The following is a 26,452-nucleotide window of genomic DNA, read 5'->3' as shown; positions in this document are numbered from 1 at the left end:
CCATGGGACAGTTTTTTGCGGTATTCGCTACAGACCACCCGGATTCCCTGGCCTTGCGTCAGCGCTTGCGGCCGAGTCATCAGGCGCACTTGCGAGCGACTGAAACGCATCGAGTGGTCGTGCGGTTTGGCGGCCCGACCCTCGATGAGGCGGGTACGGCCATGAATGGCACGTTGCTGGTCATCGAAGCGGGCAGTCTGCCGGAGGTGGAAGCGTTCATCCAGGACGACCCGTATGTTCAGGCAGGACTGTTCGCCAGTGTTCAGATTCGCCCCTGGTACTGGAGCCTTGGCAACCCGGAATTGCGCGGCTGATCATGACCATCATTACCTTATGCCAACTGGATGACATCACTGATGGCGGCGCCCTGGGGCTGCCCGAACACCAGCAATTGCATCCCGGCGGGCTGGTGGCGGTGCGGCAAGGCGAGCAGGTGTGGGTCTATATCAACCGTTGCCCGCATTTCTCGGTGCCTCTGGACTATCGGCCGCAAGAATTCTGCACCTATCGCGGCAAAGTCCTGATGTGCGCTCATCACAGCGCGATGTTTCGTTTCGAAGACGGGCATTGCATCGACGGTCCCTGCAAGGGCGCGCAGTTGGAGCCCGTGCCGGTGCGATGGGTCCAAGACCGATTAATCATGGAGGTCTAGCGCCACGCGGATCACGGCGGGGTGGATGCAGCGGGGTGATCTACACTCTTTTAGGGTGAACCACGCTCATACGGAGGTCGTCATGAAAAGGCTGTCGCCCATCAGCCTGTGCGTCGCATTGTCGGTTTTCAGTGTCCAGGGGTGGGCGGAAACGGTCGTGCCGATGAAAGGGCAGAGTTCGCAACAAACCCAAACGGACATGACCGATTGCCAAAACATCGCGGCCGGTCAGAGTGCCTCGACTGCACCGCCTCCTAGCGGCGGAAGGCTGAAGGGCGCCGCGGTGGGCGCTGCCGCCGGTGCGGCGGGGGCCCAGGTGCGTGGACGTCAGCATGACGAGTTTTATGATCGTGTCGACGATGACGTGAAACAGGACTATCGCCAGAACCAGGCAAAAGGGACAGCGGCAGCGGGAGCCGTAGTGGGTGGCTCGCGTCAGCGGCAGGAGCGCCGGGCGCAGCAGAAAACCAGCGCTGCGACCAGTTCAACGGCTTATACCAGTTGCCTGCAGGGGAAGGGGTATCAGGTTAACCCTTGAGCCTCTTTTGGCCGACGTTGATCGAGCAAATGAACCATCAGGCAGGCATACAACGTCACGAGGATAAACAAGCCCATGCGGATGGCGAACGCTGTGTAAACGTCCTTGCCTGCTGCGCTGTCCTGTACCGACTGACCCAGCAGGATGATCAGCGTGATCAGGGTATTGAGCCAGAACCCCGGGGTAAACCGCGTCGGGCTCAGGGCATACAACTTGCGCGCCATCACCAGGCCGAACAGCAGCATCCACAGAAAGAACATCCACAGATGCACAAACAGGCTGAGGGCGCTCCAGAACAGGATCGCCAACAGGCCTGCGAGCAAGGTTGAACCGAGCAGTTCGCGACCGGCGATGCGGGCGTTCGTCGTGGAGCTTTGCTGACCCAGGCCGACGGCCTTCAGGATGATCGGCAGATAACCGGCCGGGTCGATCAGTGCCAGCAGGAATGCCGGCAGCACGATCAAGGTGGCACGCAGCGCAATCCGACTGACTTCTTCTGCCGGCAAGGGTGGGGCAGGCGGCGGAGAAGGGGCATTGGGTGGATCCGGGAATAACCCATGACTGAACGCCACGACGACAACGGCGAGCAGCAAACCCTTGACCAGTGCGCCGATGACCATCGCCGCCAGATCGAATTCGGCGATACCGGCTGAGGAGATCATGGTCAGGCCAATCACCAGGAAGGTCATGATCAAGGTGTTGCCGCCGCGCAGGCCATAGCGGAAGGCCAGGAACAGACCGACGCTGATCAATAGCACGCCGCTGACGGGGTAATAACGCAGGACCGGGATCAACAGCAGGCCGATGCCGGTGGTCAACATGGCGGCCAGTGCGAGCACCAGTCCGGCCTTGAACGGCAGCGGGCGATTGACCGAGGCCAGCAACAGCAGGCAAAGCACCGGCGCCATAAAAGGAATCGGCAAGCCAAGGCCGAAACTGGCGGTGAGGCACAACGCTGTACCGGTGGCCAGGCGCAGTGCGCGTTGATCCCGCGGCGTGCGCCGAGTCGACATACCTTTAATAGGCATAGCTCAGCCAGCTCATGAACCCCACAAACACGCGGCCGAGCGGGTTCAGCGGATTGCCCTCGGAGGGGAAGGCCATAACTTCGGCCTGCCCACCGGCACGGATCCCCCGACTGTCACGCAACGTGTTCAATGAGTCTGGCGAAAACTCGATAATCACCGGGAAGCGCTGGGCCGGACGCAACCAATCGCGACTGTTCTGCACACTGGGAAGCGTGCCGGGCGCGGGCGTCTGGCCCACGCTGACGCCGTAACCGACGCTGCGCACGCGCCCCTCGAAGACCTCGCCCGGCAGAGCATCCAGAACAATCGAAACCGGCGTGTCGAGCTTCACCAGACCGAGGTTGTTCTCGGTCATGTCCGCACTGATCCACACATCATGAATGGCGATCAGGGTCATGACCGGGCTGCCGGCCGCGGCGAATTGCCCTGCGTCAGTACGCAGATCCGTAATCAGTCCGGCCGAGCGAGCGCGAATCTGCGTGTTGGACAGATCCAGTTCGGCTTTGGACAATGCCGTGGCGGCACTGCGCAGCAAGGCGTTGTCTTCCTCGCTGCCACCTTCCTGCTCACGCGCGCGCTGCACTTCGGCGCGGGCAGCGGCGACCTGGCTGACCGCTTGTTCGCGGTTGGCGCGAGACACTTCCAGCAGGCGTACGGAAATGGTGCCGGGGTCTTCGCGATACAAACCTTCAAGTCGCTGATTGTCCTGACGCGCCTTGAGCTCATTGGCCTGGGCGGCCCGCAGATTGGCTTGCGCCGAGGCAATGCCGGCGGTGCTCGCACCGATCTGTCGGCGGGTCGATTCAAGGTCAGCACGCGCACGGTCGACGGCAATCTGGTACGGCTGAGGGTCCACCTCGAAAAGAATTTCGCCGGCCTTGACGTCCTGGTTGTTGCGCACGTTCACCCGGATCACGCGGCCTGCCACTTCCGAGGCGACCGGAATCACAAAGGCACCCACCCGGGCCTGTTGTGTATAGGGTGTGAAACGATCCGCTAACAGGTACCAGGTCAGGCTCAGGAGGATCAGTAACAGCACCCACTTGATGCCTTTTTTCGCCGGGTCGGCAGCCGGTGCTGGCGCCTGGGTGACAGGTGTCTCGGGCGTGGGCTTGGCGGCTTCACTCATTGATCTTTTACCTTGTAAGACATTGGAATGGCAGGTTGTGCGGTGGCGGGCTCTTCCAGCAGATCGCCCCAGTCGGTACGTTTTTCCATTTGCTGGCGAGTGGCTGGATCAACTTTCGGCTGGGCGCTGTACCAGCCACCGCCCACGGCTTTGTACAAGGCAATGACATTACTCACGGCATTGCTGCGGGCGACCAGATAATTGTCCTGTTGTTCAAGCAAGGCACGCTGCGCATCCAGCACCCGCTGGAAGTCCGAATATCCTTCGCGATACTGCGCGCTGGCCAACACCAGCGAGCGTTTGGCTGCCACTTCAGCCTCACCCAGAATGCGTTCGCGCTCCAGGGATTTGATCAGGCCATAGGCCGCATCGTCCGCCTCGCGTGCCGCCTGGCGAACCTTGTCGCGGTAAGCCTCGATCAGCTGCTGCAACCGCGCATCCTGCACGCGCACGTTGTTGCTGATCTGGCCGTGATCGAACACATTCCAGCGCAGACTGGGGCCGCCGATCAAATCCAGATTCCGAGGCGTGCCACTGAGCGTGTCGGTGGACCAGACGATGCTGCCCAGCAAGGTCAGCGACGGATAGAAATCGCTCTCGGCCACACCGATCAGCGCTGACTGGGCGGCGACATTAAGCTCGGCGGCGCGCACGTCGGGCCGACGCAGCAGCAGGTTGGCCGGTACATCTTGCAACACGGCACGGTCGACCAGCGGGATCAATCCCACGTTCTCGACCAGTTGCGGCAGCGCGCCGGGCGGCTGGCCGATCAATACCGCCAACGCATTGCGGGTTCGTTGCAATTGATCTTCGAAGTTGGGGATGGTGCTCAACGTACCCAGGTATTGAGTCCTGGCTTGTTGCAGGTCGAGCTCGGCGGTTTGGCCGCTATTGAAGAGTTTCTCGGTAATCTCGAAGTTGCGCTTTTGCTGTTTGGCGTTTTCCCGGGCGACACGCAAACGGGCTTCGGTGGTGCGCAGCGAAAAATAGGTATCGGCCACTTGTGCGCGCAGCAGTACGAGCACGTCTTCATAGTTGGCCTGGGCGGCGAAGTAGCTGGCATCGGATGACTCGATGGCGCGACTGAAACGGCCCCAGAAGTCCAGTTCCCACCCCACGTCGAACCCCACGCTGTGTTGCCAGAAATGGCTGTCCTGCGGGTTGGTCCCGCCGGATTGCCTGCGGTTAAAGTAAAGACTGTCGACACTGGCTTGCTGCAGTTGCGGGTAAAGACCGCTTTGAGCAATGCCGAGTTGGGCACGGGCTTCCATGACGCGCAGGCCGGCGATTTTGAGGCTGGAGTTGCGTGCATCCGACTCCGCTATCAAATGATTGAGGACCGGATCGGCGAAGACTTGCCACCATTGACGCAGATCCGGGTTCAGGCTGCGTTGGCTGGATTGCTCAAGGGCAGGGGTGCTCCAGTGTTTGACCCATTCTTCGCCGGGCGGCTGGAAGTCCGGCCCAAGTCGTACGCAGCCATTGAGGCCGAGTACGCCAAGCAGCACGAGCCGGCCTGGCCAATTCAGCAGGGTTGTACCTGGATGCATTACGCATTTCCCGACCAACAAAGATCACTGGAGCATAGCCGTCCAAATGGGCACATGGCTGCTACGCTTTTTTAAGCGCCATCAAATCTACTGTGATCCGTTAGAAAGGTACGACGACTATGAATAACACCCCAGGTGTTGTTGACCCCCATTCAGCCGGTTGGCGCTTTAAGTTGGGCATAGTCATTATCTGCTTGATGCTGGGTTCCTGGCTGTTGGTGCCTCTCGCGGCGGCAGCCGATGTGCCGGGTTCAAAGATCGCTGCACTGACCGGCGTGCTGTTCATCAGCAACAAAATCCTGCTGATTCTCGCCATTGCCATCATGGGCAAGTCCGGATTCCAGCAGTTAAAGCGCAGCCTGTTCGGTTATGTGTCCTCACTTGCACCCAGCACGGAAGTCGAAGTGGGCCCATTGCGTCACAGAATTGGCATCGTTATGTTTTTCGTGCCGCTGATTTCCTCCTTTCTTGAACCTTACATCGACAGCATTTGGCCGGGGCTCAGACCCAACCTCTGGCAAGTTCAAGCGCTGGGTGACCTCATGCTGATCGGTAGCTTTTTTGTATTGGGGGGGAATTTCTGGGAGAAAGTGCGCGCCTTGTTTATTCGCACCGCTCGTGTCGCAAACACAAGTGCGGCGTGAATGACAATAGTGGGCGAGGGTAGTGAGTACTCGTGCGTTCAAGCTCTAATGGCTAGCTCTACTAAAGAGCTATTTAGCATAGTTATTATTAATCGCATGCATAGTCATAATAGAGTAAGCACATTAATTGCGCGCTATTTCAAAGGCTGGAGGGCTCAATCAACATGACTACCAACACCTTTGATAGACACATTCCCAGCGCAGAGGCTGTGATCGCAGCACTGAACCTGGAACCCCACATGGAAGGCGGTTTCTACCGCCGGACCTTTCAAACCGATCACCACGCGATGGTTGAGACCGCTGGGGGCCGGCGCTACCTGATGACATCCATTTACTACTTGCTGACCAAGGATTCGCCGATAGGTCATTTTCATCTGAACCAATCGGACATCGTGCATTACTACCATGTGGGAGATGCGATTCAGTACAGCCTGATTTTCCCGGACGGAACATTAAAAACGGTTGTGATGGGCAGCGATATAATCGCCGGACAATGTCTGCAGTTGCATGTACCGGGTGGCGTCTGGAAAGCTTCGCAGCTTACAAGTGGACTGGCGGGATACGGCCTGATCAGCGAAGCGGTTACACCAGGGTTTGATTTTGCAGATATGGCGCTGGGCATGCAGGAGCAGCTTACCGAGCAATTTCCCGAACACGCGGAGCTGTTTGAGAAGCTGATGGGAGAATGAGTGGCTGAGGCGAATTGATCGTTTCAAAACCTGCGTGCAACCGGGCTAATCTCGAAACATCTTGTTACGTGTAATGTATATTATGTTAAATCATGTATTACTCTATAGATGCGCACTTCGCCTACGGGCACCGAAGGACTCTATAGATCTCAGAAATCACCTGCATCGTTGCGTCTTCGATCGTTCCTTCGTTACGGCATAAAACCCAGCCGTGATCTGCAATTGCTTGCTCGAACGCCTTTGTACAAGCGACATGTTCTTCCAGCTTATGGATCACAGTACTGCCCAGCCCACGGCCTCGTGCCGCAGCCCTTGCCCACGAAATATCAGGGGCGGTGACAACCCCGACATGCAGGTCTGGCACTCGCACGTTTCGATCAATGTTCAACTGTAGAATCTCTGCAAACGGGACTATCCGGCGAAACGCGGCATCAGACGGGTACCAGCGATCGATCAAGATGATGCTGTCTGGTGGCTGTTTAGTCAGCACGTGCCGGGAAATCCAGGTACGGCTATCAGCAAAGCGCTCACAAACCCTCAACTCCAAATCCCGGGTGGGATTTCTGACGAGCTTGTTAACGAGGGTCATTGTTTCACCCCTATAGGGATCGCTTTTTTTCTCGCAAAGTCGGATCACCTTTTTGTTGTCTGCCCTCAGTACTTTCGTCACGGCTTCCAACAGTGTGGTTTTGCCGGCTCCCTTGGGCCCATCTAGAGAAACAAACAGCGGACGATTCATTCTTCAAACAACGATTGATTTACGGTTTTTTTTGCCCGGTTCGTTCGCTGGAACCGCTTGGCGCGACTACGCAAATCGAGTGGAGGGACCTTATGAACAGACATTGATGAACACTTTAACTTGGTTTCTGACTAACGCGTCTCAAAATCCAGGGTTGCTGTCTAGACCTCAAGATCAGGAATCTAGGTCAAGCGGATGCAGTTTGCGACGACGTTCATAGTCTGCTCGCTTTTTATCGATGACCTCCACGACGGAAGCAAGCGTCTTACCGAGAAATACTCGGTATGGTCACTCCCCTCCTCCAGTCGACCGATAAGATCGAGTACAGCGCTCGTTTCCACCCTTGTCCTCACCCTATTCAGTGGGGTCGATGCAATGCGCAGATTCGCAATACGACTCTCCGTGTGAGGTACTGCACCGCACCGGTTCTACTAATCTACAACCGTGGCTCACCTACTTTGCGGCGCAGCGGAGGTTGATGATGAGAGGCCTGATTAGCGAACTTGATATTTTCCAGCAAGAAATTCTCGGTGGCGACCATATGCACGCCATCACTTGCATGACCGAGCTGCTAACGGAGTACCGCCAAAGTTTGCCCGACACGCTCTGGCAGGACGACATAGTCGATCAATGTCGTGAACATCCGATTTTTCAACTACTCCAGGAAGACCCCTACACCTCACGAGCTTTCGAAAAACCCAGAGGCTACCCAGGGGATGCTGTAATGCTGGATTACGCCTACTTTCAGAACCCGCCTCCCGACTCCAGCGCGATCGGAAAATTAATATTCGAGGTTGTCACCTCAAGCCCAAATGCACTTAGCGTACGTTGGCGCCGTGAGCACATTGCAGACTTGATTGAGCGGCTGGCATCCCATCGGGAAACGCTTTCTATCATGAGCGTCGCTTGTGGCCACTGCCGAGAACTGGAGCTTCTCAAACCCGAGACCCGACAGCGGATCCAGCGCTTCGTCGCATTTGATAATGACGCAGAGACGCTGACGCTTGCCACTCTAACGTGCTCGAAAATCATCAAGTGGCAGTGCAATGTCAAGAAGCTGCCTGAAAGTGATGATTACGATGGATTCGACTTCATCTACAGTATTGGCATCTATGACTACCTTAATCGCGCCCAGGCAATGGCGCTTACAGCTTGGCTGATGGGCAAACTGAATCCAGGAGGTAAACTCCTGATCGCAAACTTTACACCGGACAACTGGGGGCGGGGCTACATGGAAGCTTTCATGGACTGGCAGCTCGTGCTCAGGACGCGCGAACAGATGAGGGCGTTCATACCTGCGGACTCATCACCCCATTCCTGCTTGTATTTCGACCCCTATCGCAATGTGATCTACCTACTACTCACCCGGAGCTAAGGCGGGAATGAAATCATTACCCCCTCCTCCATTTGAATCAAAGACAAGCCTTTGTTCATTCTCAGAAAAAAAGCCCCGCAACCGAATGCGGTGCGGGGCAAAAATTTGGTTGGTTGCGGCCAACCAAAGGAGCGCTATGAAAAGCGTTTACGGGCCGGGGTCAGATGCAATCCTGCGCGGCGCGTTCAAAACTTGAAGGCAGGAAGTTCGAGGCCAGCAAGTGCCGTTCGTAGATGAACACCTTGCCGCCGTTCCCCGCCTTGTAGGCTTCCAGCACGTTGTCCGCCGAGACTTTGCTCGACACCACGATCCGGTAACTGTGCTGGGTCTGCGAGACGGTCGGGCTCAACGCACTGCCCTGCAATTTCGGTACAACGCAGTCGGCGTATTGGGCAGGGGTCTTGCTGGTCTGCAAGGTCAGGGTCGGGTCGTTCGGCGCGGAGGCACAACCGGCGAGTAACAAAGAGGCAAACACCATGGCAGGCACGAATAAAGGGCGCATCGGTCTCGTCCAAAAAATAAAAGGTTCGGTTCATCAAGCAACGGTCATCGCGGAATTTCTTGAGTCGCGTGTTCGATGGAAGCGATTTTCCAACTATTGCCGACAAAGCAGAACTTGCGTTTCGTAATGGTCACTATTACTTCTAGCAATAGTTGCGCGCCGTGCAGGCGGCTGCACACTCAATCACAACTAGAAAAGGTTAATGAGGATTTCACCTTGAGAACTTTTGACTTGATCCGCGACGCCGTTTTGCCCGATTTCCGTGACCGGGTGGCCGAGTACCTGATCCAATACGAAACCGTACTGTTGGGTGAAAACGCGCCTGACCCGGAGCTTGCGCGGGCTACCGCCAATCAGTTGCGCGGTTATTTGCGCGGGTTGAACACCACGCGGGTGTTGGGCATGGCGGATTGGGAGGAGCTGGATCGGCGAGTGGTGAATACGTGGCTTTAGTGCCTTTGAGCTATGATTTTCTCAGGCCTACCCGGAGGCAACTGCCCGGCCCCAGGCACGTTCGTCTAACCCCCTGAAACGGAGAAGCCAACGTGAGCACCTTGAAACTTCACCCTGCACTGGACAACGGTATCCAACCGGCCGCCGCGAATTTCTCAGGCGGCACCCTGCAATGCCTGTGTGCGACCGACAAGGTCGAGGTCAAGATCGACGCACAAACCCTGTATAACCACGCGTGCGGCTGCAGCAAATGCTGGAAACCGCAAAACGCGACATTCGCCGTCATTGCCGTTGTACCTCGGGATAAGGTCAGCGTCATTGCCCACGGCGAAAAACTGGAAATTGTCGACGACACCGCCACCATCCAGCGGCACGCCTGCAAGCAGTGCCACGCCCATCTCTTCGGGCGCATCGAGAACAAGGACCATGCGTTTTATGGCCTGGACTTCGTCCACACCGAACTCTCTCCTCAGAGCGGATGGGCTGCGCCGGGCTTCGCGGCGTTCGTGTCCTCCATCATCGAAACCGGCACACCGCCAGCGCAAATGAAGGCCATCCGTGAGCGCCTGCGCGAGATCGGCCTGGAGCCCTACGACTGCCTGTCCCCGGACTTGATGGACGCAATGGCGACTCATGTCGCCAAACAAAAAGGCGTGCTCCCCGCCGCCTGATTGATCGGCCGCCGCGGTTTCTTCGTCGGACCGCGGCCCCGACATCCCGAAAATCTCAGCTGAGCGGATCGTACCCACAGGTTCTCGCCGTGGCGTTCGGCGCAAGCAACGGCTGTCCAGCTCAAAGCGCAAAACTCACTCGGCCTGATCAATAACGCCATTGTTTTCGCGATCTCGCTCCCGACGAGGCGGCGCTTGCCGCCGGAGCCAGTGTCAAAATAACGTTATCCCCCTTGCCTTTCCTAACAACCGCTGATCAGCAAGATCAGGTTTTTGACGCTTCCCCGATATGCGGTAACAACTTTTGCGCTCCGTTGGGTCATAACACGGTAGCTGTCGATGGAATATTGGCATTTTCCGAGGTTTTAGCCTGATACGGAGATAAGCTCATGATTTTCAATGTGCAAAATTTTGGCGCCAAAGGAGATGGCATCACTGACGACACGGCGGCGATACAACGTGCAATTGATGCGGCGGCCGCCGCAGGCGGGGGGCAGGTGTATGTACCGACCGGAACTTATATCGTTTCGGGAGGCGAGGAACCCTCCGACGGCTGCCTGATGCTCAAGAGCAACGTCTACCTGTACGGCGACGGCATGGGCAAAACCACCGTCAAGGTGGCTGATGGCTCCGACACCAAGATCACGGGTGTCATCCGCTCGGCCTATGGCGAGGAAACCCACGACTTCGGCGTCAGCAACCTCACCATCGACGGTAATCGCGACCACACCACCGGCAAGATCGACGGTTGGTTCAACGGCTACATTCCTGGCGTAGAAGGCCACGACTCCAACGTCACCCTCGACAGCGTCGAGATCAAGGATTGCTCCGGGTACGGTTTCGACCCCCACGAGCAGACCGTCAACATGGTCATCAAGAACAGCGTGTCTCACGGCAATGGCCTGGACGGCTTCGTTGCTGACTTCCTCAGCGACAGTACCTTCGAAAACAACGTCGCCTACGACAATGACCGCCACGGTTTCAACGTCGTCACCAGTACCCACGACTTCACCCTCACCAACAACGTTGCCTACAACAATGGCGGCAATGGCATCGTCGTGCAGCGCGGTAGCGAGAACATCCCCTCCCCCAGCAACATCACCATCACCGGTGGCGAGGTGTACGGCAACGGCGCCGAAGGGGTGCTGATCAAGCTGTCCAGCGACGTGACCGTCAGCGGCGTCGATATCCACGACAACACCAGCGCCGGGATCCGCATCTACGGCAGCAACCACGTCGAGATCATCGACAACACGCTCAACAACAATTCCCTGGGCAATCCCGTACCGGAAATCATCATCCAGTCCTACGACGATACCCTCGGCGTGTCCGGCAAGTACTTCAACGGCAGCGACAACACGATTCAGGGCAACATCATCAGCGGCAGCAACCTGTCGACCTACGGCGTTGCAGAGCGCAATGAGGACGGCACTGATCGCAACGCCATTATTGGCAACACCATCAGCCACACCAGCAACGGTGCCACGCTGGTCTATGGTGACGGCAGCTACGTCAGCGCCACGGTGCCGATTTCCACCGTGCAAGGCACGGCTGGCAACGACACCCTGCTGGGCAGCGCCGCCAGCGAGATTTTCTACGGCGGTGCCGGCAACGACACCATCAATGGCGGGGCCGGTGGCGACATTCTGGTGGGTGGCGCAGGCATCGACAAACTCACCGGCGGTACTGGCGCCGATACCTTCCGTTTCGTCGCTCAGTCCGACAGTTACCGCAACGCAACCGCAAGCTTCGATGACACCATCACCGACTTCGACGTCACCCAGGACAAGATCGACCTCGCCGGCCTCGGCTTCACGGGCCTGGGCAATGGCCGTGGCGGTACCCTGCAGGTCAGCTACAGCGCCAGCAACGATCGTACCTACCTCAAGGACTACGATGCCGACGCCAGCGGCAATCGCTTCGAGTTGGTTCTCTCGGGCAACCTCACCAGCACCCTGACCGCCAGCAACTTCATTTTCAATCGGGTGGTCACCGGCACCAGCGGCAGCGACTCGCTGCTGGGTAGCGATTCGGCCGACACCCTGCTCGGCCTCGCGGGCAACGACAGCCTCAGTGGCGGCGCAGGCGACGACAGGCTCGACGGTGGAGCCGGTATGGACACCCTCACCGGTGGCGCCGGGGCGGACACCTTCGTGTTCTCCGACCGTCTGGACAGTTATCGCAACTACAACACCGGCGGCGCCAATCTTGGCGACCTGATCACCGACTTCGATATCACCGCCGACAAGATCGACCTCTCGGCCATGGGTTTCACCGGCCTGGGGGATGGCAAGAACAACACCGTGTACGTGGCGCTCAACAGTGCCGGCACCAAGACTTACATCAAGTCCCTGACCGCCGACGCCAATGGCAACCGGTTCGAGGTGGCACTGGACGGCAACTACCTCGGCAAGCTGACCAGCGCCAATTTCGTCTTTGCCACTTCGCCAACGGTCAACCATGCGCCGGTGCTGGCAACGGCGTTGCTGGATCAGAACGCGACCGAAAACACCTCGTTCAGCTACGCGGTGCCGGCCACCAGCTTCACCGATCCGGATAATGACAGCCTCAGCTACACCGCGACCCTGGCCGATGGCAGCGCCCTGCCCGCGTGGCTGAGTTTCAACGTCACCAACCTGACGTTCACCGGCACGCCGACCAGCACTGCGTCCGGCAATTACAACGTGCTGGTCAAAGCCACGGACCCGGCCGGTGCATCGGTCAGCGATAGCTTCGCGTTGGTAGTGGCCGATGCGCCCGCCAACACCATCACCGGCACCAACAATGCCGAAACCCTCAATGGCACGGCGGGCGCAGACCTGATCCTCGGCCTCGGTGGCAACGACACAATCAAGGCCGGCACCGGCGCGGACATCGTCGACGGCGGCGCCGGACGCGATTCGCTGTACGGCGGCGATGGTGCCGACGCCTTCCGCTACACCAACGTACTCGACAGCTACCGCGACTACGACACCGGCGGTGTCACGGCCACCGACACGATTTATGACTTCACCGCGGGCGTCGACAAGATCGATGTTTCGGGCCTGGGCTTTATCGGCCTCGGCGATGGCAGCAATGGCACGTTGTACATCACCCTCAACGCGGCCGGCGACAAGACCTACATCAAGTCCGCCGAAGCGGATGCCGATGGCAATCGTTTTGAAATCGCCCTCAACGGCAACTACCTCAACACCCTGACCGCCAGCGACTTCGTGTTCGGCGAGCGCGCCCAGCAGGACATCCTCTACGTGCCCACCCTCGGCCAATCCAATGCGCGTCTGCTGCGCATGACGGAGGACGACAATCAGTCCGGCACCTCGATGCTGGTCAACGACCTGGGCCGCTACACCCCCTATGATGTGCGCAGCCAGTTCACCGATGCCGATGGCAACGGCATCGACATCGCGGTGGGCGGCAGCACGGTCACCGGCCTGTCGACGCTCAGCGCCGAGGAGCTCAAGTTGTGCTGGTGGCTGACCGACACCAACCAACCCGGGGCTGCGCTGTTGCGCGCCGTGACGCTGCTGCGGGACCAGCTCACCGAACTGCAATCGATCAATAACGTCACCATGGGCATCATTTGGGGTCAGGGCGAGGAAGCCGCCCAGGAGATCGCCCGCGCCACGGACAAACCAGCAGCGGCAGCGGCCTACAAGGCCGCGACCTTGAAGGTGTTTGATTACCTGCATGCCCAGCTCGGCAACTTCAGCGTGTACATGATGGAAACCGGTCACTACGAGCAGGACGCGGCGCGTACTCGTGGTTATTCGGAAGACAAGATTGCCTCCATCGTCGAGGGGGTTGGCTATGTCCGCGCAGCCCAGGAAGCCATCGCCGCCGAGCGCGCCGACGTCCAGCTGGCGGTGGATTACACCGACCTCCCCTTGCGCCACGAAGTCGATCCACTGGCGTATCCCGACGACGTCTGGCACCTGCACGAGGAGTCGGCGGAGATCGTCGGCCAGCGCCTGGCCGACTACATTGCCAATGACCTTGGCTTCCAGGGCAACCCCAACGACAACAACAGCGTGCAGGACATTTTCGACAACGCTCAGAACTTGATTTCCGGTACCAGCCAGGCGGATACCCTGGTGGGCAGTTCGGGCAACGACAAACTGGATGGCGGCCTGGGCGCCGACACCATGACCGGTGGTGATGGCAACGACGTCTATGTGGTCGATAACGCGTCCGACCGCGTGGTGGAAACCAACACCTCGACCTCGCAGATCGATACGGTGCTGGCCTCGGTCAGCTGGACCCTCGGCGCCAATCTCGAGAACCTGGTGCTCACCGGCGTGTCGGCCATCAACGGCACCGGCAATGAGCGGCATAACTTCATCACCGGCAATGCCGCCAATAACGTGCTCGATGGTGCCGAGGGGGACGACAGCATGAGCGGCGGCGATGGCAACGACACCTACTATGTCGACAACGCCGACGACATCGTGATCGAGACCAACAGCAATGCAGTGTCTGGAGGGATCGACAGCGTGCACAGCAGCCTGGCGGCCTATACCCTCGGCAACAACGTCGAGCGTCTGTATATCGATAGCACTGGCGCCGCCAATGGCACGGGTAACGCGCTGGACAACACGCTGTTCGCCGGTGCCGGCAACAACGTGCTGGACGGACGCGATGGCATTGACACGGTGTCCTTTGAGCGCGCCCTGTCCGGCGTTACCGTAAACCTTTCGACGTCAGCGCAACAAAACACCGTGGGGTCCGGGCTCGACACCCTGAAATTCTTGGAAAACGTGACGGGAAGCGCCTACGCCGACAGTCTGTCGGGCAACAGCGCCGCGAACGTTCTGAACGGTGGTGCGGGCAACGACACGCTGGTGGGCGGTTCGGGCGATGACCGGCTGATCGGCGGTGCAGGCACCGACAACCTCACCGGTGGCACTGGCGCGGATACCTACGCGTTTGGTGCGCTGTCGGACATGGGCGTCGGGGCTTTGCGCGATGTGATCAGCGGTTTCAAGACCACCGAGGGTGATCATCTGGATCTTACCGGCCTGGATGCCAACCCGCTGACCCCCACTGTCGACGCCTTCACGTTCATCGGCAGCAACGCCTTCGACCCCACCAACGCCACCGGCCAAGTGCGATTTGCCGATGGCATTCTCCAAGGCAGTGTCAACGCCGACGCCACCCCCGAGTTCGAATTCGAACTGGTGGGCGTCAAGGAGCTGCACGCCAGCGACTTTACAGCCTGACCTCATGTGGGAGCGAGCCTGCTCGCGAAGACGGCGGTACATCCAGCATGGAGGCTGATTGATCCACCGCTATCGCGAGCAGGCTCACCCCCACATGTCATTCCTCTTTGAAGGCTGCAAGCAAGCGTTCACGCAAAGGTTTCATCAGGTAATTCATCAAGGTGCGTTCACCCGTCACCACCGTGACATCGGCGAGCATGCCGGGGCGCACCAGCAGGCCGGCGGCCTGCAGCGAGGCGACGGTGTCGGCGGGAATTTCGACCTTGGCGGAAAAGTACGGCTGGTGCGTCTGTTCATTGATCAACTGGTCCGCCGACACCGTAGTCACCGTGCCGGTGACCGTCGGCGTATCCACCCGTTGCAGCGCGGTGAAATGCACATGCACCGGCAGCCCCGGGCGCAACTTATTGGCCATCAGCGGCTCGAAACGCGCGGTGATCGCCATCGGCGCATCCAGCGGCACCACCTGCATCAGGGTTTGGCCGGCCTGCGCAACGCCCCCGACCGTATGAATGTTCACGTCCATGACCTGCCCGGACACCGGCGCACGGATCGCACCGTTGTCGACTTCAAACTGCAAGGCACGAATCTGATCGGCATAACCTGCCGCCTCGGCAGAGACCTCGCTGAGCTGGGTTTCGGCATCGCGGCGAAATTCCTGCTGCGCCTGCAAGGCCTTGAGCCGGCTTTCATTGATCGCCTGGCGGGTCCTGCCGACATCGCCCACTCCGGAGGAAATCTGCCCGGCCAACTGGGCTGCGTTGCGCTCGGCCTCGAAGAGTTTGTTGCGCGGAATGTAGCCTTCACGGGCCAATTCACGAAGGCCTTCCAGTTCTTGCTGCTGGAAGCGCATCTGCGTGTCGTAGTTGCGCTTGACGCCTTCGTAGCCGAGCAATTGCTGCTGCAATGCCGCGGCTTCGTGTTCGATGATCTGCAAGCGGCTGCCCAGTTCTGCGCGGCGGGTCAAAAACAACTGGCTCTGCAAGGCCATGGAAGCCTTGACCCGCGGCTCGTCGGCGCGCTCCAGCAGATCAGTGGGCCATTGGATCTCGGCTGAGCCCAGGCGCTCGGCAATCAACCGCGCCTCGACGCTGCGATCGTTGAGCAACTTGCCCAGGGTCACGTCCCGTTGCGACTGCGCCTGCACCGTATTGAGCTGCACCAGCAACTGCCCCTGGGTGACGCGGTCGCCATCGCTGACCAGCAGCTTTTCCACCACCCCGCCGACCAACGACTGCACAGCCTTGCGCTCGCCCGCCACCACCACGGTGCCGCTGCCCACGACACCCTGGTCGAGCGGCGCCAGGCAGGCCCAAAGCAGGAAGCCGCCCAGCGTCAGGACCAGGAAGCCGACACCATAACGTGCAGCCCCCCCGGCATCGGTACTGGCGGGCAGCGTTGTGGCGCCGCGCACGCTCGGCCCCTGCTCGCTGTACGTTTGTGCCCCTGGGGTCAGATCACGCATCTTCGCCAGTCTCCCTGACCGCGGCCGGTCTTGGCCCCGGCATCAATGCCTTGATCACCTGATCCCGTGGACCGAATGCTTGTTGAGTGCCGTCCTTGAGCACCAGGATGTAATCGACCACCGCCAGCACATTAGGGCGATGGGTAATCAGCACCACGGTGCTGCCAGCAGCCTTGAGCGCACTGATGGCCTGCACCAGTGCCAGCTCTCCGGCTTCATCGAGGTTGGAGTTGGGCTCATCGAGCACGATCAGTGACGGGCGCCCGTAGAGCGCGCGAGCCAGGCCGAGGCGTTGCTTTTGTCCACCGGACAAGCCAAGCCCGCCGGGGCCCAGCGGCGTGTCGTAACCCTTGGGGAACCTCAGGATGATCTCGTGAATGCCGGCGTGACGCCCGGCGGCGATGATCTGGTCGGCGTCCTGCTCGCCGAAGCGGGCAATGTTGTCGGCCACACTGCCGTCGAACAGTTCGATGTCCTGCGGCAGGTATCCAAGGTGCGGGCCCAGGGCGTCGTGGGACCATTGACTGATCTCGGCGTCGTCCAGGCGCACCGAGCCACCCATGGCCGGCCATACGCCGACCATCGCCCTGGCCAGCGTCGATTTACCACTGGCGCTGGGGCCAACGACGGCGAGCACATCACCTTTGGCCAGGCTGAAATTGATACCCCGCAGGATCGGTTGCGAGGCGCCGGGCGGGCCGACATACAACTGCTCCAGACGCACCGCGCCGGTGGGCGGTGGCAAAGGCATGCGCAGGCGCTCGCGCGGATGCTGGGCAAGCAGTTGGCTCAGGCGCTGATAGCTCTGGCGGCCGGAGTTGAATTGCTTCCACGAGCCAATGGCGATTTCCACGGGCGCCAGGGCACGCCCCAGCAGCAGCGACATCGCAATCATCATGCCTGCCGACAATTGGCCTTCAAGCACCAGCAACGCCCCCAGGCCCAAGGCCAGAGACTGTCCGGAGATGCGCACGAAACGGGTCATCGAAGTGATACGCGCGCCACGGTCGCTGGCATGGGCCTGGGCGGCAATGATGCGTTGCTGCAGCAGGCTCCAACGCTGGCGCAACGGCCCGAGCATGCCGAGGGCCTGGATGACTTCGGCATTGTGTAACGTGCTGTTTACATAGATCGACGACTGCACGCCCAGGCGATTGGCTTCGCCCAGACGCGCTCGAGTCGCCAACTCGCCCCACAGCGCCAGGCCGATCAGCACCAGGGCCAGAACCAGCGTCAGCACGCCGAACCAGGGATGAAAGATGAACGCCACCAGCAGGAAGATTGGCAACCACGGCGCATCGAGCAAGGCGATCAGGCCCTGGCCGGTGATCAACTGCCGCAGCGTCGCCAGATCGGTGAGCACCTGCGCCGGGTTGGCGTTGTGCTCGCGCAGGCTGCGGGCGAAGGCAGCGTCGAAAATCCGCTCGCCCAAGGCATCGTCCAGCCCCGCGCTCATGCGAATCATCACTTCGCCGCGTGCCCACTCGATCAGGGCGCTGAACATGAACAGTCCCAGGGCGATCAAGGTGAGCATGAACAAGGTGGTTTCGTTGCGGCTGCTGAGGACCCGGTCGTACACCTGCATCATGTAGAGCGACGGCACCAGCACCAGCAGGTTGATCACCCCACTGAACAGCGCCAGCGACCAGAACACTCGGCGATAGCTTAATAAAGCGGCATCAATGTCATGACGCGGATCGAGAAGCAAACCCATAGAGTGTCGCCCGCAAAAGGAAAAGTCGGTCCAGGACGCAATCCATCGCGAGTTTTTTTGCCCCAAGGTATTGGAGAAAACACTAAACGTAGCCGGATGCGCCGCTAATCAGAGACGATCCTCGTCGCTTCAGGCGCCAATTACTGACCACGCATCCACGGGTTAGTGCCGGTTCGACGGGCTGGGTTTGCATGTGGGTGACGGGCGGGAATGTTGCATTCCCCATTACGCACAAACAAAAACGCCGCTCAAAGAGCGGCGTTTTTGCGTATGGAGCGGGAAACTCGGTTCAACTGTCTGTTGCGAGTCTCAAGCGTTTCAGCTCCACGGACGATCTCCATTCTCGTCCTTGATGCGGGTCGGCAGGCCCATCACATCCAGTGCCTTGAGGAACGGCTCAGCCGGCAACTCCTCGACGTTGGCCATGCGCTGCACGTCCCACTCGCCGCGGGCGACCAGCAGGGCTGCTGCCACGGGCGGCACGCCTGCGGTATAGGAAATGCCCTGGCTGTCAGTTTCCGCGTAAGCGTCTTCATGATCAGCCACGTTGTAGATGAACACCTCGCGCGGCTGTCCATCCTTGGTGCCCTTGACCAGATCGCCGATGCAGGTCTTGCCGGTGTAGCCGGGCGCCAGCGAGCTCGGATCAGGCAGCACGGCCTTGACCACTTTCAGCGGCACAACTTCCAGGCCCTCGGCGGTCTTGACCGGTTGCTCGGAGAGCAGGCCGAGGTTCCTGAGTACGGTGAACACATTGATGTAGTGCTCGCCGAAGCTCATCCAGAAACGCACGTTGGGCACGTCGAGGTTCTTCGACAGCGAGTGCACTTCATCGTGGCCGGTCAGGTACAGGTTCTGCGCGCCTACGACCGGCAGGTCATCGGTGCGTTTGACTTCGAACATCGTGTTGCTGGTCCACTGGCTGTTCTGCCAGCTCCACACTTGTCCGGTGAATTCGCGGAAGTTGATTTCCGGGTCGAAATTGGTGGCGAAATACTTGCCATGGGAACCGGCGTTGACGTCGAGAATGTCAATCGAATCAATGCGGTCGAAATACTGTTGTTGCGCCAGTGCTGCATAGGCGTTGACCACACCCGGGTCGAAGCCCACGCCGAGAATGGCGGTAATGTTCTTCTCTTTGCACTCTTCGAGGTGGTTCCACTCGTAGTTGCCATACCAGGGCGGAGTCTCGCAGATTTTGCCCGGCTCTTCGTGAATGGCGGTGTCCAGATAGGCCACGCCGGTATCGATGCAGGCGCGCAGCACCGACATGTTGAGGAAGGCGGAACCGACGTTGATGACGATCTGCGATCCGGTTTCGCGGATCAGCGCCTTGGTCGCTTCGACATCCATGGCGTTCAGCGAGAAGGCCTGGATTTCGGCGGGCACTTTGAGGCTGCCCTTGGCCTTGACGCTGTCGATGATGGCCTGGCACTTGGAGATGTTGCGCGACGCGATAGCAATACGACCGAGTTCATCGTTGTGCTGCGCGCACTTGTGGGCCACCACCTTGGCGACACCTCCTGCACCAATGATAAGCACGTTCTTCTTCAATTTTTCTCTCTCTCCTTCTCTGCCAGCTTACGAAAGGCTGGACATGTAGTCGTTGTAACCAAACTCACGAACCACCTCGACAGTACCGTCGAGTTGTTTCACTACGATGGACGGCATTTTCAGGCCGTTGAACCAGTTCTTCTTGACCATGGTGTAACCCGCTGCGTCGATGAACGACAGCCGATCCCCGATCGCCAGCGGACGATCAAATTGATACTCACCGAAAATGTCTCCGGCCAGGCAGGATTTGCCGCACACCATGTACGTGTGCTCGCCATCGCTGGGCGCCAGCTTGGCATTCAGGCGATAGATCAGCAGATCGAGCATATGCGCTTCGATGGAGCTGTCCACAACCGCCAGGTGCTTGCCGTTGTAGAGGGTGTCGAGCACGGTGACTTCCAGCGACGCGCTCTGCGTGATGGCTGCTTCGCCCGGTTCCAGGTAAACCTGCACGCCGTATTTTTGCGAAAAGGCCTTGAGGCGCGCGCAGAACTCGTCGATCGCATAGCCTTCGCCAGTGAAGTGGATACCGCCACCGAGGCTGACCCACTCGACCTTGTGCAGCAAGTCGCCGAAGCGTTCTTCGATGGTGCACAGCATCTGGTCGAACAGGCCGAAATCACCGTTCTCGCAGTTGTTGTGGAACATGAAGCCAGAGATCTGATCGATGACCTGCTCGATCTTCACCGGGTCCCACTCGCCCAGACGGCTGAACGGCCGCGCAGGGTCGGCCAGCAGATAATCCGAGCTGCTCACCTGCGGATTGACCCGCAGACCGCGCACCTTGCCTGCTGAAGCCTCGGCGTAGCGCTGCAACTGGCCGATGGAGTTGAAGATGATCTTGTCGCAGTTGTCGAGCATCTCCTCGATTTCGTCGTCGGCCCAGGCCACGCTGTAGGCATGGGTCTCGCCAGCGAACTTCTGTCGACCGAGCTTGAGCTCATAGAGCGACGACGACGTGGTGCCGTCCATGTATTGCTGCATCAGGTCGAACACCGACCAGGTGGCGAAGCACTTGAGTGCAAGGAGCGCCTTGGCCCCGGATTGTTCGCGCACATAGGCGATCTTCTGCATGTTCGCCAGCAGCTTTTGTTTATCGATGAGGTAGTACGGCGTTTTGATCATTTCGAGGCGCCTCCGGCAAGGCCAGCCAAAAAAGGATGCGCATTGTGCCTTCACTCGCTGCATATCGAAAGAGCAGGAAGCACTCTCCACGCGAAACGTGACTCAATTTTAGTCCCAGGCCCCGTCACATCGCCGCGCTACTGATCCCGCCACAGATTCGCTACTATGTTTGACCGTTAGCTTGACCGTCAGCTTTCCTTAATCTGGAGCCCGAATGCCTAATCAAAAGGACATCGCCGCCGAAAGCGGCGCACCGATGATTCCTGAACAGCGCCGTGAATTGATGCTGCGACAGTTGCGCAAGCATCAGGTGCTGAGCGTGCATCAGTTGATGGAAATGTTCGACTGTTCGCACATGACCATACGTCGCGATATCGCGCTGCTGGAGCAGGAAGGTCGTGCTTATTCGGTAACGGGTGGGGTGCGGATCGCCAGCCAGCTCCACAGTGAGCCCAGTCATCAGTTCAAGGCGGTGGTCGAGTTGCCACAGAAGCAGTCCATGGCCAAGCTCGCCGCCCGGCTACTGCATGCCGATATGACGATCTACCTGGATGCGGGAACCAGCACGCTGGAAATCGTCCCCTACATCAAGGCGCTGTCCGGCATGACCGTGGTGACTAACGACTTCGGCATTGTCCAGGCGCTGATCGAGGCCCCCCATGTCACGGTGATTCATACCGGCGGGCAGCTGGATCACTCCAATCAATCGTGCGTCGGTGGCCTGGCGGTTGCCACCTTGCGCCAGGTCGTCACCGACATCGCGTTCATATCGACCAGCTCATGGGATTTGCGTCGCGGCCTCACCACGCCTTCGGCGCTGAAGGTGGAGGTGAAACAAGCCGCGATGCAGTCGGCCTCGCAAGTGGTGCTGGTGGCCAGCAGTTCGAAATACGGCACGTTCAGCATGTACAAGATTGCCGGGCTGGAGCAGTTCGACATTATCCTCAGCGACGATGCATTGACCCCGGCCGCGGCCGACGGCATTCGCAAACAGGGAGTCGAACTGTTGTTGCCTTCTGATAGCAACGCGTAGGGCGTTAGCGCGCCTTCCAGTCACGCAGCCACTGCAAGCCGGCCGATGTGTTACCACGCGGCCGGTATTCGCACCCTACCCAGCCGTCATAACCCAACTGGTCGATCAACTCGAACAGATACGGGTAATTGACTTCTCCCAGGTCCGGTTCATGCCGATCCGGCACGCCGGCGATCTGGATGTGGCCAATGCCGTCGAAGTCCCGACGTAGTTTAGTGGCCAGGTCACCTTCGACGATCTGGCAGTGGTAGCAGTCGAACTGAACCTTCAGGTTACTGGCGCCTACTTCCTTGCAGATGGCCTGGGCCTGGTCCTGCCGGTTGAGGAAAAAGCCCGGCATGTCCCGCGTATTGATCGGCTCCAGCAGCACCGTGATACCGACCTTGGCCGCCTGGGTGGTGACATAGGCCAGGTTTTCCAGATAGATGGCGTGATGCCGTGCCCGATCACTCTCGGACGGCAGCAGGCCGGCCATGACATGGATGCGCGAGTTGCCCAGCACGCCGGCGTATTCCAGCGCGCGATCGAAACCGCTACGAAATTCACTCTCACGGCCCGGCAACGACACCGTGCCCCGCTCGCCCGCCGCCCAGTCACCGGGCGGCGCGTTGAACAGTGCCTGCACCAGGCCGTTGTCGCTCAAGCGTTGCTTGAGTTCTTCAGCGCTGTAGTCGTAGGGGAACAGATACTCCACCGCTTCGAAACCATCGGCGGCCGCGGCGGCGAAGCGATCCAGAAACGCATGTTCCGGGTAGAGCATGCTGAGGTTGGCAGCAAAACGAGGCATGGTAGCTCCTGAGATTAAGAGTTAGACAAACGGCCAGATCAGCAGGGTAATACAGAAACCCAAGGTGCCGAGCAAGGTGGTCAACACCGTCCAGGTGCGCAAGCCGTCGGCCACGCTCAGTCCGGACAGCTTGGTGAAGATCCAGTAACCGGCATCGTTGATATGGGACATCGCCAACCCGCCACCGCCCATGGCCAGGCACAGCAGCGCCATGTGGTTCGGGGTGAGATTGAGGGTCGCAATCAGCGGGCTGATGATGCCGGCAGTGGTCACCAGCGCCACCGTCGTCGAGCCCTGCACCGCGCGCAACAGCAGGGTCAGCAGAAAGCCCAGCGCCAGCACCGGCAGACCGGTGGTGCGCAGCATGTCGGAGACCACGGCGCCGATTCCGGTATCCACCAGCACCTTGCCAAACACCCCGCCGGCACCGGCAATCAGGATCACCATGGCCACACCGGGCAAGGCCGAACCGATCACGTCGGACACCTGAGTCCGGCTCCAGCCCCGACGCGAACCCAGCAACCAGGCACACAGCAAGGTGTCGAGCAGCAGCGCCACCAGCGGCGCGCCGAGCACGGTCATGATGCCGCGCAGGGTCGATTCAGCAGGCAGCAACGAGGTGGACAATGTTCCCAGCAGAATCAGAATGATGGGCAGCACGATCAGGCTGACGATCAGACCAAACCCCGGTGGGGGTGCCGGCGGCAACTTGGAAACGATGCTGCTGGTGGACTCTTCCAGGCCCATGTGCGACACGGCCACAGCCGCTCGCTCAGCGCTCTTGTCGTTGCCATTGGACCAGGCGGCCAGATCCTCGTTGGTGACATGCGGGCCATAGACCTCGGCACGAATATCGTCGGTCATCGGGTACACCCGACGGGTCATGCGCCCGGCCACGCGGTAGCCGACATAGCAAAGGAACGCAGTCAGCGGCAGGCCGAACATCAGCACACGGCCCAAGTCCGCGCCCAACTGACTGGCAGCGGCCACGGCGCCTGGGTGTGGCGGCAGGAAGGCGTGTACGGTCAGCAACGCAGCGCACATCGGCAGCGCAAACACCAACAGCGGCTTACGCGCACTGCGCGCAATGCCATAGGCCAATGGCATCAGGATGATCACGCCGACCTCGAAGAACACCGGCACCCCGACCATGAACCCGGCAATCGTCAGTGCCAGCGGTGTGCGTCGGTTGCCGAAACGAGTGATCAGGGTCTTGGCCAGCGCCTCGGCACCGCCGGAGAGCTCGATGATCCGCCCGATCATCGCGCCCAAGGCAATGATGATCGCGATATGGCCCAGGGTCTTGCCCATGCCGCCTTCGATGGTCGCCACCAGATCGGCCGGTTTCACCCCGGCCACCAGCGCCACCAGAATGCTCACCAGCATCAACGCTACGAAGGGCTGGAACTTGTACTTGAGCACCAGGAACAACAACAGCGCGATGCCCACCCCTGCGGTAATCATCAGGACTAAAGGGCTCATTTCAGAACCCCTCCACGCCGGGTAAACAAAACGGTTCTGCCACTGAATCTGAAGTGAGTCATGCTTGGATTTCCTGTTGTTATTGTTTTTTCAGGCAAGCCGGGTCCATCGAGAGTCGCAGCGCGTCTCATGTACAGGGCCTGCTGTATCGATTTGTGGTGTTAAGCCAGCGCTTTACCAGGTCGCGCCGAAGGTCTCTCGCAACTCGTCCAGAGCCGCCTGGTCGAGAGGTTCCGGTTTGGGATGGCTCATCAGCCAGAGCCGCGCAGTTTCCTCAAGCTCCTCCAGGGCGTAACTGGCCCTGGAGACCGAACTCTCCCAGACCACCGGGCCAAGCCGTTCGAGCATCACGCCACGAACACTATTGGCCAGTTGCGCGACTTGCTCGGCAACCTTCGGCGACCCGGGTCGCTGGTAGCCAATCAACGGGATATGCCCGACCTTCATGACCTGATAGGGCGTCAGCGGCGGCAGGATGTCGTCCGCCTGCCAGACACCGGCCAGCGTCAACGCCACCAGATGAGTGGAATGGGTATGCACCACGCCGCCGACACTCGGGTTGCGGTCGTAGACCTGGCGATGCAGAGCCAGGGTCTTTGAAGGCTTGTCACCGGACACCCATTCGCCGGCCAGATTGACCTTGGCGATGGTCGCCGGATCGAGGCGCCCGAGGCAGACATCGGTCGGTGTGATCAACCAGCCGTCGTCCAGGCGCGCGCTGATATTGCCGGCGCTGCCGACGGTGTAGCCGCGCTGGTAAAGGCTACGGCCAACTTCGCAGATTTCCTCACGCAGGGCGCTTTCGTTACTCATTGCGCACCTCCCGCGAGTTGGTTCAAGGCTTTGCTGAAGAAGTCGCGGCCACCGAAGTTGCCCGATTTGAGTGCCAACGCCAAGGGTTCGTCAGTACTGCTGACGGTCGCCGGCACACCCGGATCAATCTGCGCGCCGATCTGCAGCAGCTGTACGCCCAACGCCTGAACCACAGCGCCCGAGGTTTCTCCGCCGGCAATCACGAAGCGGCGCACGCCGCTCTGGCGCAGACCTTGGGCAATTTCGCCAAAGGCGTTTTCCACCAGACTGCCAGCCTGCTCGACACCCAGTTGCTGTTGCACCGATTTGACCTCCTCCGGTGAGCTGGTGGCGTAGATCAATACGGTTTGATCGTTATCACGGGCGAAGGTCAAGGCTTGCGCCACCACCGGTTCACCCGCGGCCAAGGCCAACGGATCAATGCGCAAGGCCGGCCGCCCGGCTTCGAGCCAGGCCGCCACTTGCCCATTGGTGGCGATCGACGCACTGCCGGCCAACACCACTTCCCCGCCGAACACCGCCGGGAGCTTCGAGGCATCGAGGTCGCGCAGCTTGCCGGCGCGACGGAAGTTTTCCGGCAAACCCAGGGCCAGCCCTGAACCACCCGTCAACAACGGCAGATCGGCACAGGCGGTACCGAGGGTGTACAAATCGCTGTCCGACAAGGCATCAGCGATGGCCATGCCGACACCTTGAGCCCTCAGCTCTGCGATTCGCGCACGCACCTGCTCAGTGCCGCGGGCAATGGTGTCGTAGCGCAACAGACCGACATTCAGACCGGTCTGCGATTGCAGGACCCGAACCAGGTTGGCATCGGTCATCGGCGTCAGCGGGTGATGCTGCATGCCCGACTCGCTGAGCAGTTGATCCTGCACAAACAAGTGGCCGCGAAAGATCGTCCGGCCATTCTCTGGGAACGCCGGGCAGGCCAGGGTGAAGTCGCTGTCTAGCGCGGCCAGCAGTGCCTCGCTGACCTGGCCGATATTGCCGGCCTTGGTGGAGTCGAACGTCGAGCAGTATTTGAAGAAGATCTGCTCGCAGCCTTGTTCCCGCAGCCAGGCCAGTGCGGCGAGAGACTGTTCGACCGCGTCGGCGACAGAAATGGTGCGCGACTTCAGGGCGATGACGATCGCATCGGCATCAAGCCCGGCGGCCACGTCTGCGCTCGGGATTCCGATGCTTTGCACGGTGCGCATTCCGCCGCGTACCAGCATGTTGGCAAGGTCCGTGGCACCGGTGAAATCATCGGCTATGCAGCCCAGCAGCGGGCGTGCGGTGGAGGTAGTCATGGGG

The 26,452-nt window shown here is 59.8% G+C and carries 23 protein-coding genes; 10 read left to right on the top strand and 13 right to left on the bottom strand.

Features of this window, described 5'->3' with window-relative positions:
• Positions 1 to 2 precede the first annotated feature (2 nt).
• From ACYZTZ_RS12875 to ACYZTZ_RS12865, 3 genes are all read left to right on the top strand, one after another.
• On the top strand, positions 3 to 314 hold the full coding sequence (locus tag ACYZTZ_RS12875; protein ID WP_461998465.1) for a YciI family protein: 312 nt from the start codon (positions 3 to 5) through the stop codon (positions 312 to 314).
• 2 nt (positions 315 to 316) lie between these two features.
• Entirely contained in the window at positions 317 to 652 is a 336-nt protein-coding gene (locus tag ACYZTZ_RS12870; RefSeq protein WP_461998464.1) for a Rieske (2Fe-2S) protein, read from the top strand.
• Positions 653 to 734: 82 nt separating this feature from the next.
• A complete protein-coding gene (locus ACYZTZ_RS12865) occupies positions 735 to 1,190 on the top strand; it encodes a hypothetical protein (RefSeq protein WP_461998463.1) in 456 nt (151 codons plus the stop codon).
• Here the strand turns inward: ACYZTZ_RS12865 and ACYZTZ_RS12860 are convergent.
• From ACYZTZ_RS12860 to ACYZTZ_RS12850, 3 genes are read right to left on the bottom strand one after another with little or no spacing between them, the layout of a single operon-like run.
• A complete protein-coding gene (locus ACYZTZ_RS12860; RefSeq protein ID WP_462000670.1) occupies positions 1,175 to 2,203 on the bottom strand; it encodes a DUF2955 domain-containing protein in 1,029 nt (342 codons plus the stop codon). The genes ACYZTZ_RS12865 and ACYZTZ_RS12860 overlap by 16 nt on opposite strands.
• A gap of 4 nt (positions 2,204 to 2,207) precedes the next feature.
• Positions 2,208 to 3,347, bottom strand: coding sequence for an HlyD family secretion protein (locus ACYZTZ_RS12855; RefSeq protein WP_461998462.1), 1,140 nt, complete (start codon positions 3,345 to 3,347; stop codon positions 2,208 to 2,210).
• Positions 3,344 to 4,897 (bottom strand): efflux transporter outer membrane subunit, encoded by a 1,554-nt coding sequence (locus ACYZTZ_RS12850; RefSeq protein ID WP_461998461.1) that lies wholly within the window; start codon positions 4,895 to 4,897, stop codon positions 3,344 to 3,346. Before ACYZTZ_RS12850 ends, ACYZTZ_RS12855 begins: the two co-directional genes overlap by 4 nt.
• 119 nt (positions 4,898 to 5,016) lie before the next feature.
• Here ACYZTZ_RS12850 and ACYZTZ_RS12845 point away from each other — a divergent pair, with 119 nt between their 5' ends.
• Positions 5,017 to 5,541 (top strand): transporter suffix domain-containing protein, encoded by a 525-nt coding sequence (locus ACYZTZ_RS12845; protein ID WP_461998460.1) that lies wholly within the window; start codon positions 5,017 to 5,019, stop codon positions 5,539 to 5,541.
• Positions 5,542 to 5,705: 164 nt separating this feature from the next.
• Positions 5,706 to 6,230 carry a cupin domain-containing protein gene (locus ACYZTZ_RS12840; RefSeq protein ID WP_461998459.1) on the top strand — a complete coding sequence of 175 codons (525 nt, stop codon included), beginning with the start codon at positions 5,706 to 5,708 and terminating at the stop codon, positions 6,228 to 6,230.
• Between the two features lie 121 nt (positions 6,231 to 6,351).
• Here ACYZTZ_RS12840 and ACYZTZ_RS12835 read toward each other — a convergent pair whose 3' ends face one another.
• Positions 6,352 to 6,969, bottom strand: coding sequence for a dTMP kinase (locus ACYZTZ_RS12835; RefSeq protein ID WP_056742304.1), 618 nt, complete (start codon positions 6,967 to 6,969; stop codon positions 6,352 to 6,354).
• A gap of 481 nt (positions 6,970 to 7,450) precedes the next feature.
• Between ACYZTZ_RS12835 and ACYZTZ_RS12830 the strand changes: the two genes are divergently transcribed.
• Complete coding sequence (locus ACYZTZ_RS12830) at positions 7,451 to 8,344, top strand: hypothetical protein (protein ID WP_461998458.1); 894 nt, start codon at positions 7,451 to 7,453, stop codon at positions 8,342 to 8,344.
• Between the two features lie 160 nt (positions 8,345 to 8,504).
• Here ACYZTZ_RS12830 and ACYZTZ_RS12825 read toward each other — a convergent pair whose 3' ends face one another.
• Positions 8,505 to 8,846, bottom strand: coding sequence for a YajG family lipoprotein (locus tag ACYZTZ_RS12825; protein ID WP_046049748.1), 342 nt, complete (start codon positions 8,844 to 8,846; stop codon positions 8,505 to 8,507).
• A gap of 216 nt (positions 8,847 to 9,062) precedes the next feature.
• Between ACYZTZ_RS12825 and ACYZTZ_RS12820 the strand changes: the two genes are divergently transcribed.
• The 3 genes from ACYZTZ_RS12820 to ACYZTZ_RS12810 all read left to right on the top strand — a co-directional run bounded on the left by ACYZTZ_RS12820 (position 9,063) and on the right by ACYZTZ_RS12810 (position 15,186).
• Complete coding sequence (locus ACYZTZ_RS12820) at positions 9,063 to 9,299, top strand: hypothetical protein (RefSeq protein WP_461998457.1); 237 nt, start codon at positions 9,063 to 9,065, stop codon at positions 9,297 to 9,299.
• 92 nt (positions 9,300 to 9,391) lie between these two features.
• Positions 9,392 to 9,970, top strand: coding sequence for an S-(hydroxymethyl)glutathione synthase (gfa, locus tag ACYZTZ_RS12815; protein ID WP_461998456.1), 579 nt, complete (start codon positions 9,392 to 9,394; stop codon positions 9,968 to 9,970).
• Positions 9,971 to 10,359: 389 nt separating this feature from the next.
• Entirely contained in the window at positions 10,360 to 15,186 is a 4,827-nt protein-coding gene (locus ACYZTZ_RS12810; protein WP_461998455.1) for a M10 family metallopeptidase C-terminal domain-containing protein, read from the top strand.
• 97 nt (positions 15,187 to 15,283) lie between these two features.
• Here the strand turns inward: ACYZTZ_RS12810 and ACYZTZ_RS12805 are convergent, their stop codons facing one another.
• From ACYZTZ_RS12805 to nspC, 4 genes are all read right to left on the bottom strand, one after another.
• Complete coding sequence (locus ACYZTZ_RS12805; protein ID WP_461998454.1) at positions 15,284 to 16,651, bottom strand: HlyD family type I secretion periplasmic adaptor subunit; 1,368 nt, start codon at positions 16,649 to 16,651, stop codon at positions 15,284 to 15,286.
• Positions 16,644 to 18,365, bottom strand: a complete 1,722-nt coding sequence (locus ACYZTZ_RS12800; RefSeq protein WP_461998453.1) for a type I secretion system permease/ATPase — start codon at positions 18,363 to 18,365, stop codon at positions 16,644 to 16,646. Before ACYZTZ_RS12800 ends, ACYZTZ_RS12805 begins: the two co-directional genes overlap by 8 nt.
• A 318-nt stretch (positions 18,366 to 18,683) precedes the next feature.
• Positions 18,684 to 19,919 carry a saccharopine dehydrogenase family protein gene (locus ACYZTZ_RS12795; protein WP_056742289.1) on the bottom strand — a complete coding sequence of 412 codons (1,236 nt, stop codon included), beginning with the start codon at positions 19,917 to 19,919 and terminating at the stop codon, positions 18,684 to 18,686.
• Positions 19,920 to 19,946: 27 nt separating this feature from the next.
• Positions 19,947 to 21,044 carry a carboxynorspermidine decarboxylase gene (gene nspC / locus ACYZTZ_RS12790; RefSeq protein ID WP_056742288.1) on the bottom strand — a complete coding sequence of 366 codons (1,098 nt, stop codon included), beginning with the start codon at positions 21,042 to 21,044 and terminating at the stop codon, positions 19,947 to 19,949.
• A 214-nt stretch (positions 21,045 to 21,258) separates the two neighbouring features.
• Between nspC and ACYZTZ_RS12785 the strand changes: the two genes are divergently transcribed.
• Positions 21,259 to 22,077 carry a DeoR/GlpR family DNA-binding transcription regulator gene (locus ACYZTZ_RS12785; protein WP_150658100.1) on the top strand — a complete coding sequence of 273 codons (819 nt, stop codon included), beginning with the start codon at positions 21,259 to 21,261 and terminating at the stop codon, positions 22,075 to 22,077.
• A gap of 4 nt (positions 22,078 to 22,081) precedes the next feature.
• On the opposite strand, the gene otnI is transcribed toward ACYZTZ_RS12785, so the two are convergent.
• The 4 genes from otnI to otnK form a co-directional block, all read right to left on the bottom strand.
• Positions 22,082 to 22,864, bottom strand: coding sequence for a 2-oxo-tetronate isomerase (gene otnI, locus ACYZTZ_RS12780; protein ID WP_461998452.1), 783 nt, complete (start codon positions 22,862 to 22,864; stop codon positions 22,082 to 22,084).
• A gap of 21 nt (positions 22,865 to 22,885) precedes the next feature.
• Positions 22,886 to 24,346 (bottom strand): GntT/GntP/DsdX family permease, encoded by a 1,461-nt coding sequence (locus ACYZTZ_RS12775; RefSeq protein WP_461998451.1) that lies wholly within the window; start codon positions 24,344 to 24,346, stop codon positions 22,886 to 22,888.
• A 174-nt stretch (positions 24,347 to 24,520) separates the two neighbouring features.
• Complete coding sequence (gene otnC, locus ACYZTZ_RS12770; protein ID WP_429509969.1) at positions 24,521 to 25,159, bottom strand: 3-oxo-tetronate 4-phosphate decarboxylase; 639 nt, start codon at positions 25,157 to 25,159, stop codon at positions 24,521 to 24,523.
• Positions 25,156 to 26,448: a 3-oxo-tetronate kinase gene (otnK, locus tag ACYZTZ_RS12765; protein WP_461998450.1), complete on the bottom strand. Its 1,293-nt coding sequence runs from the start codon at positions 26,446 to 26,448 to the stop codon at positions 25,156 to 25,158. The genes otnC and otnK overlap by 4 nt, the downstream gene beginning before the upstream one ends.
• Positions 26,449 to 26,452 lie beyond the last annotated feature (4 nt).

Source organism: Pseudomonas sp. LB3P58 (assembly GCF_054897895.1).
The sequence above is the reverse complement of the archived record's forward strand: the minus strand, read 5'-3'. Positions and strand labels throughout refer to the sequence as shown.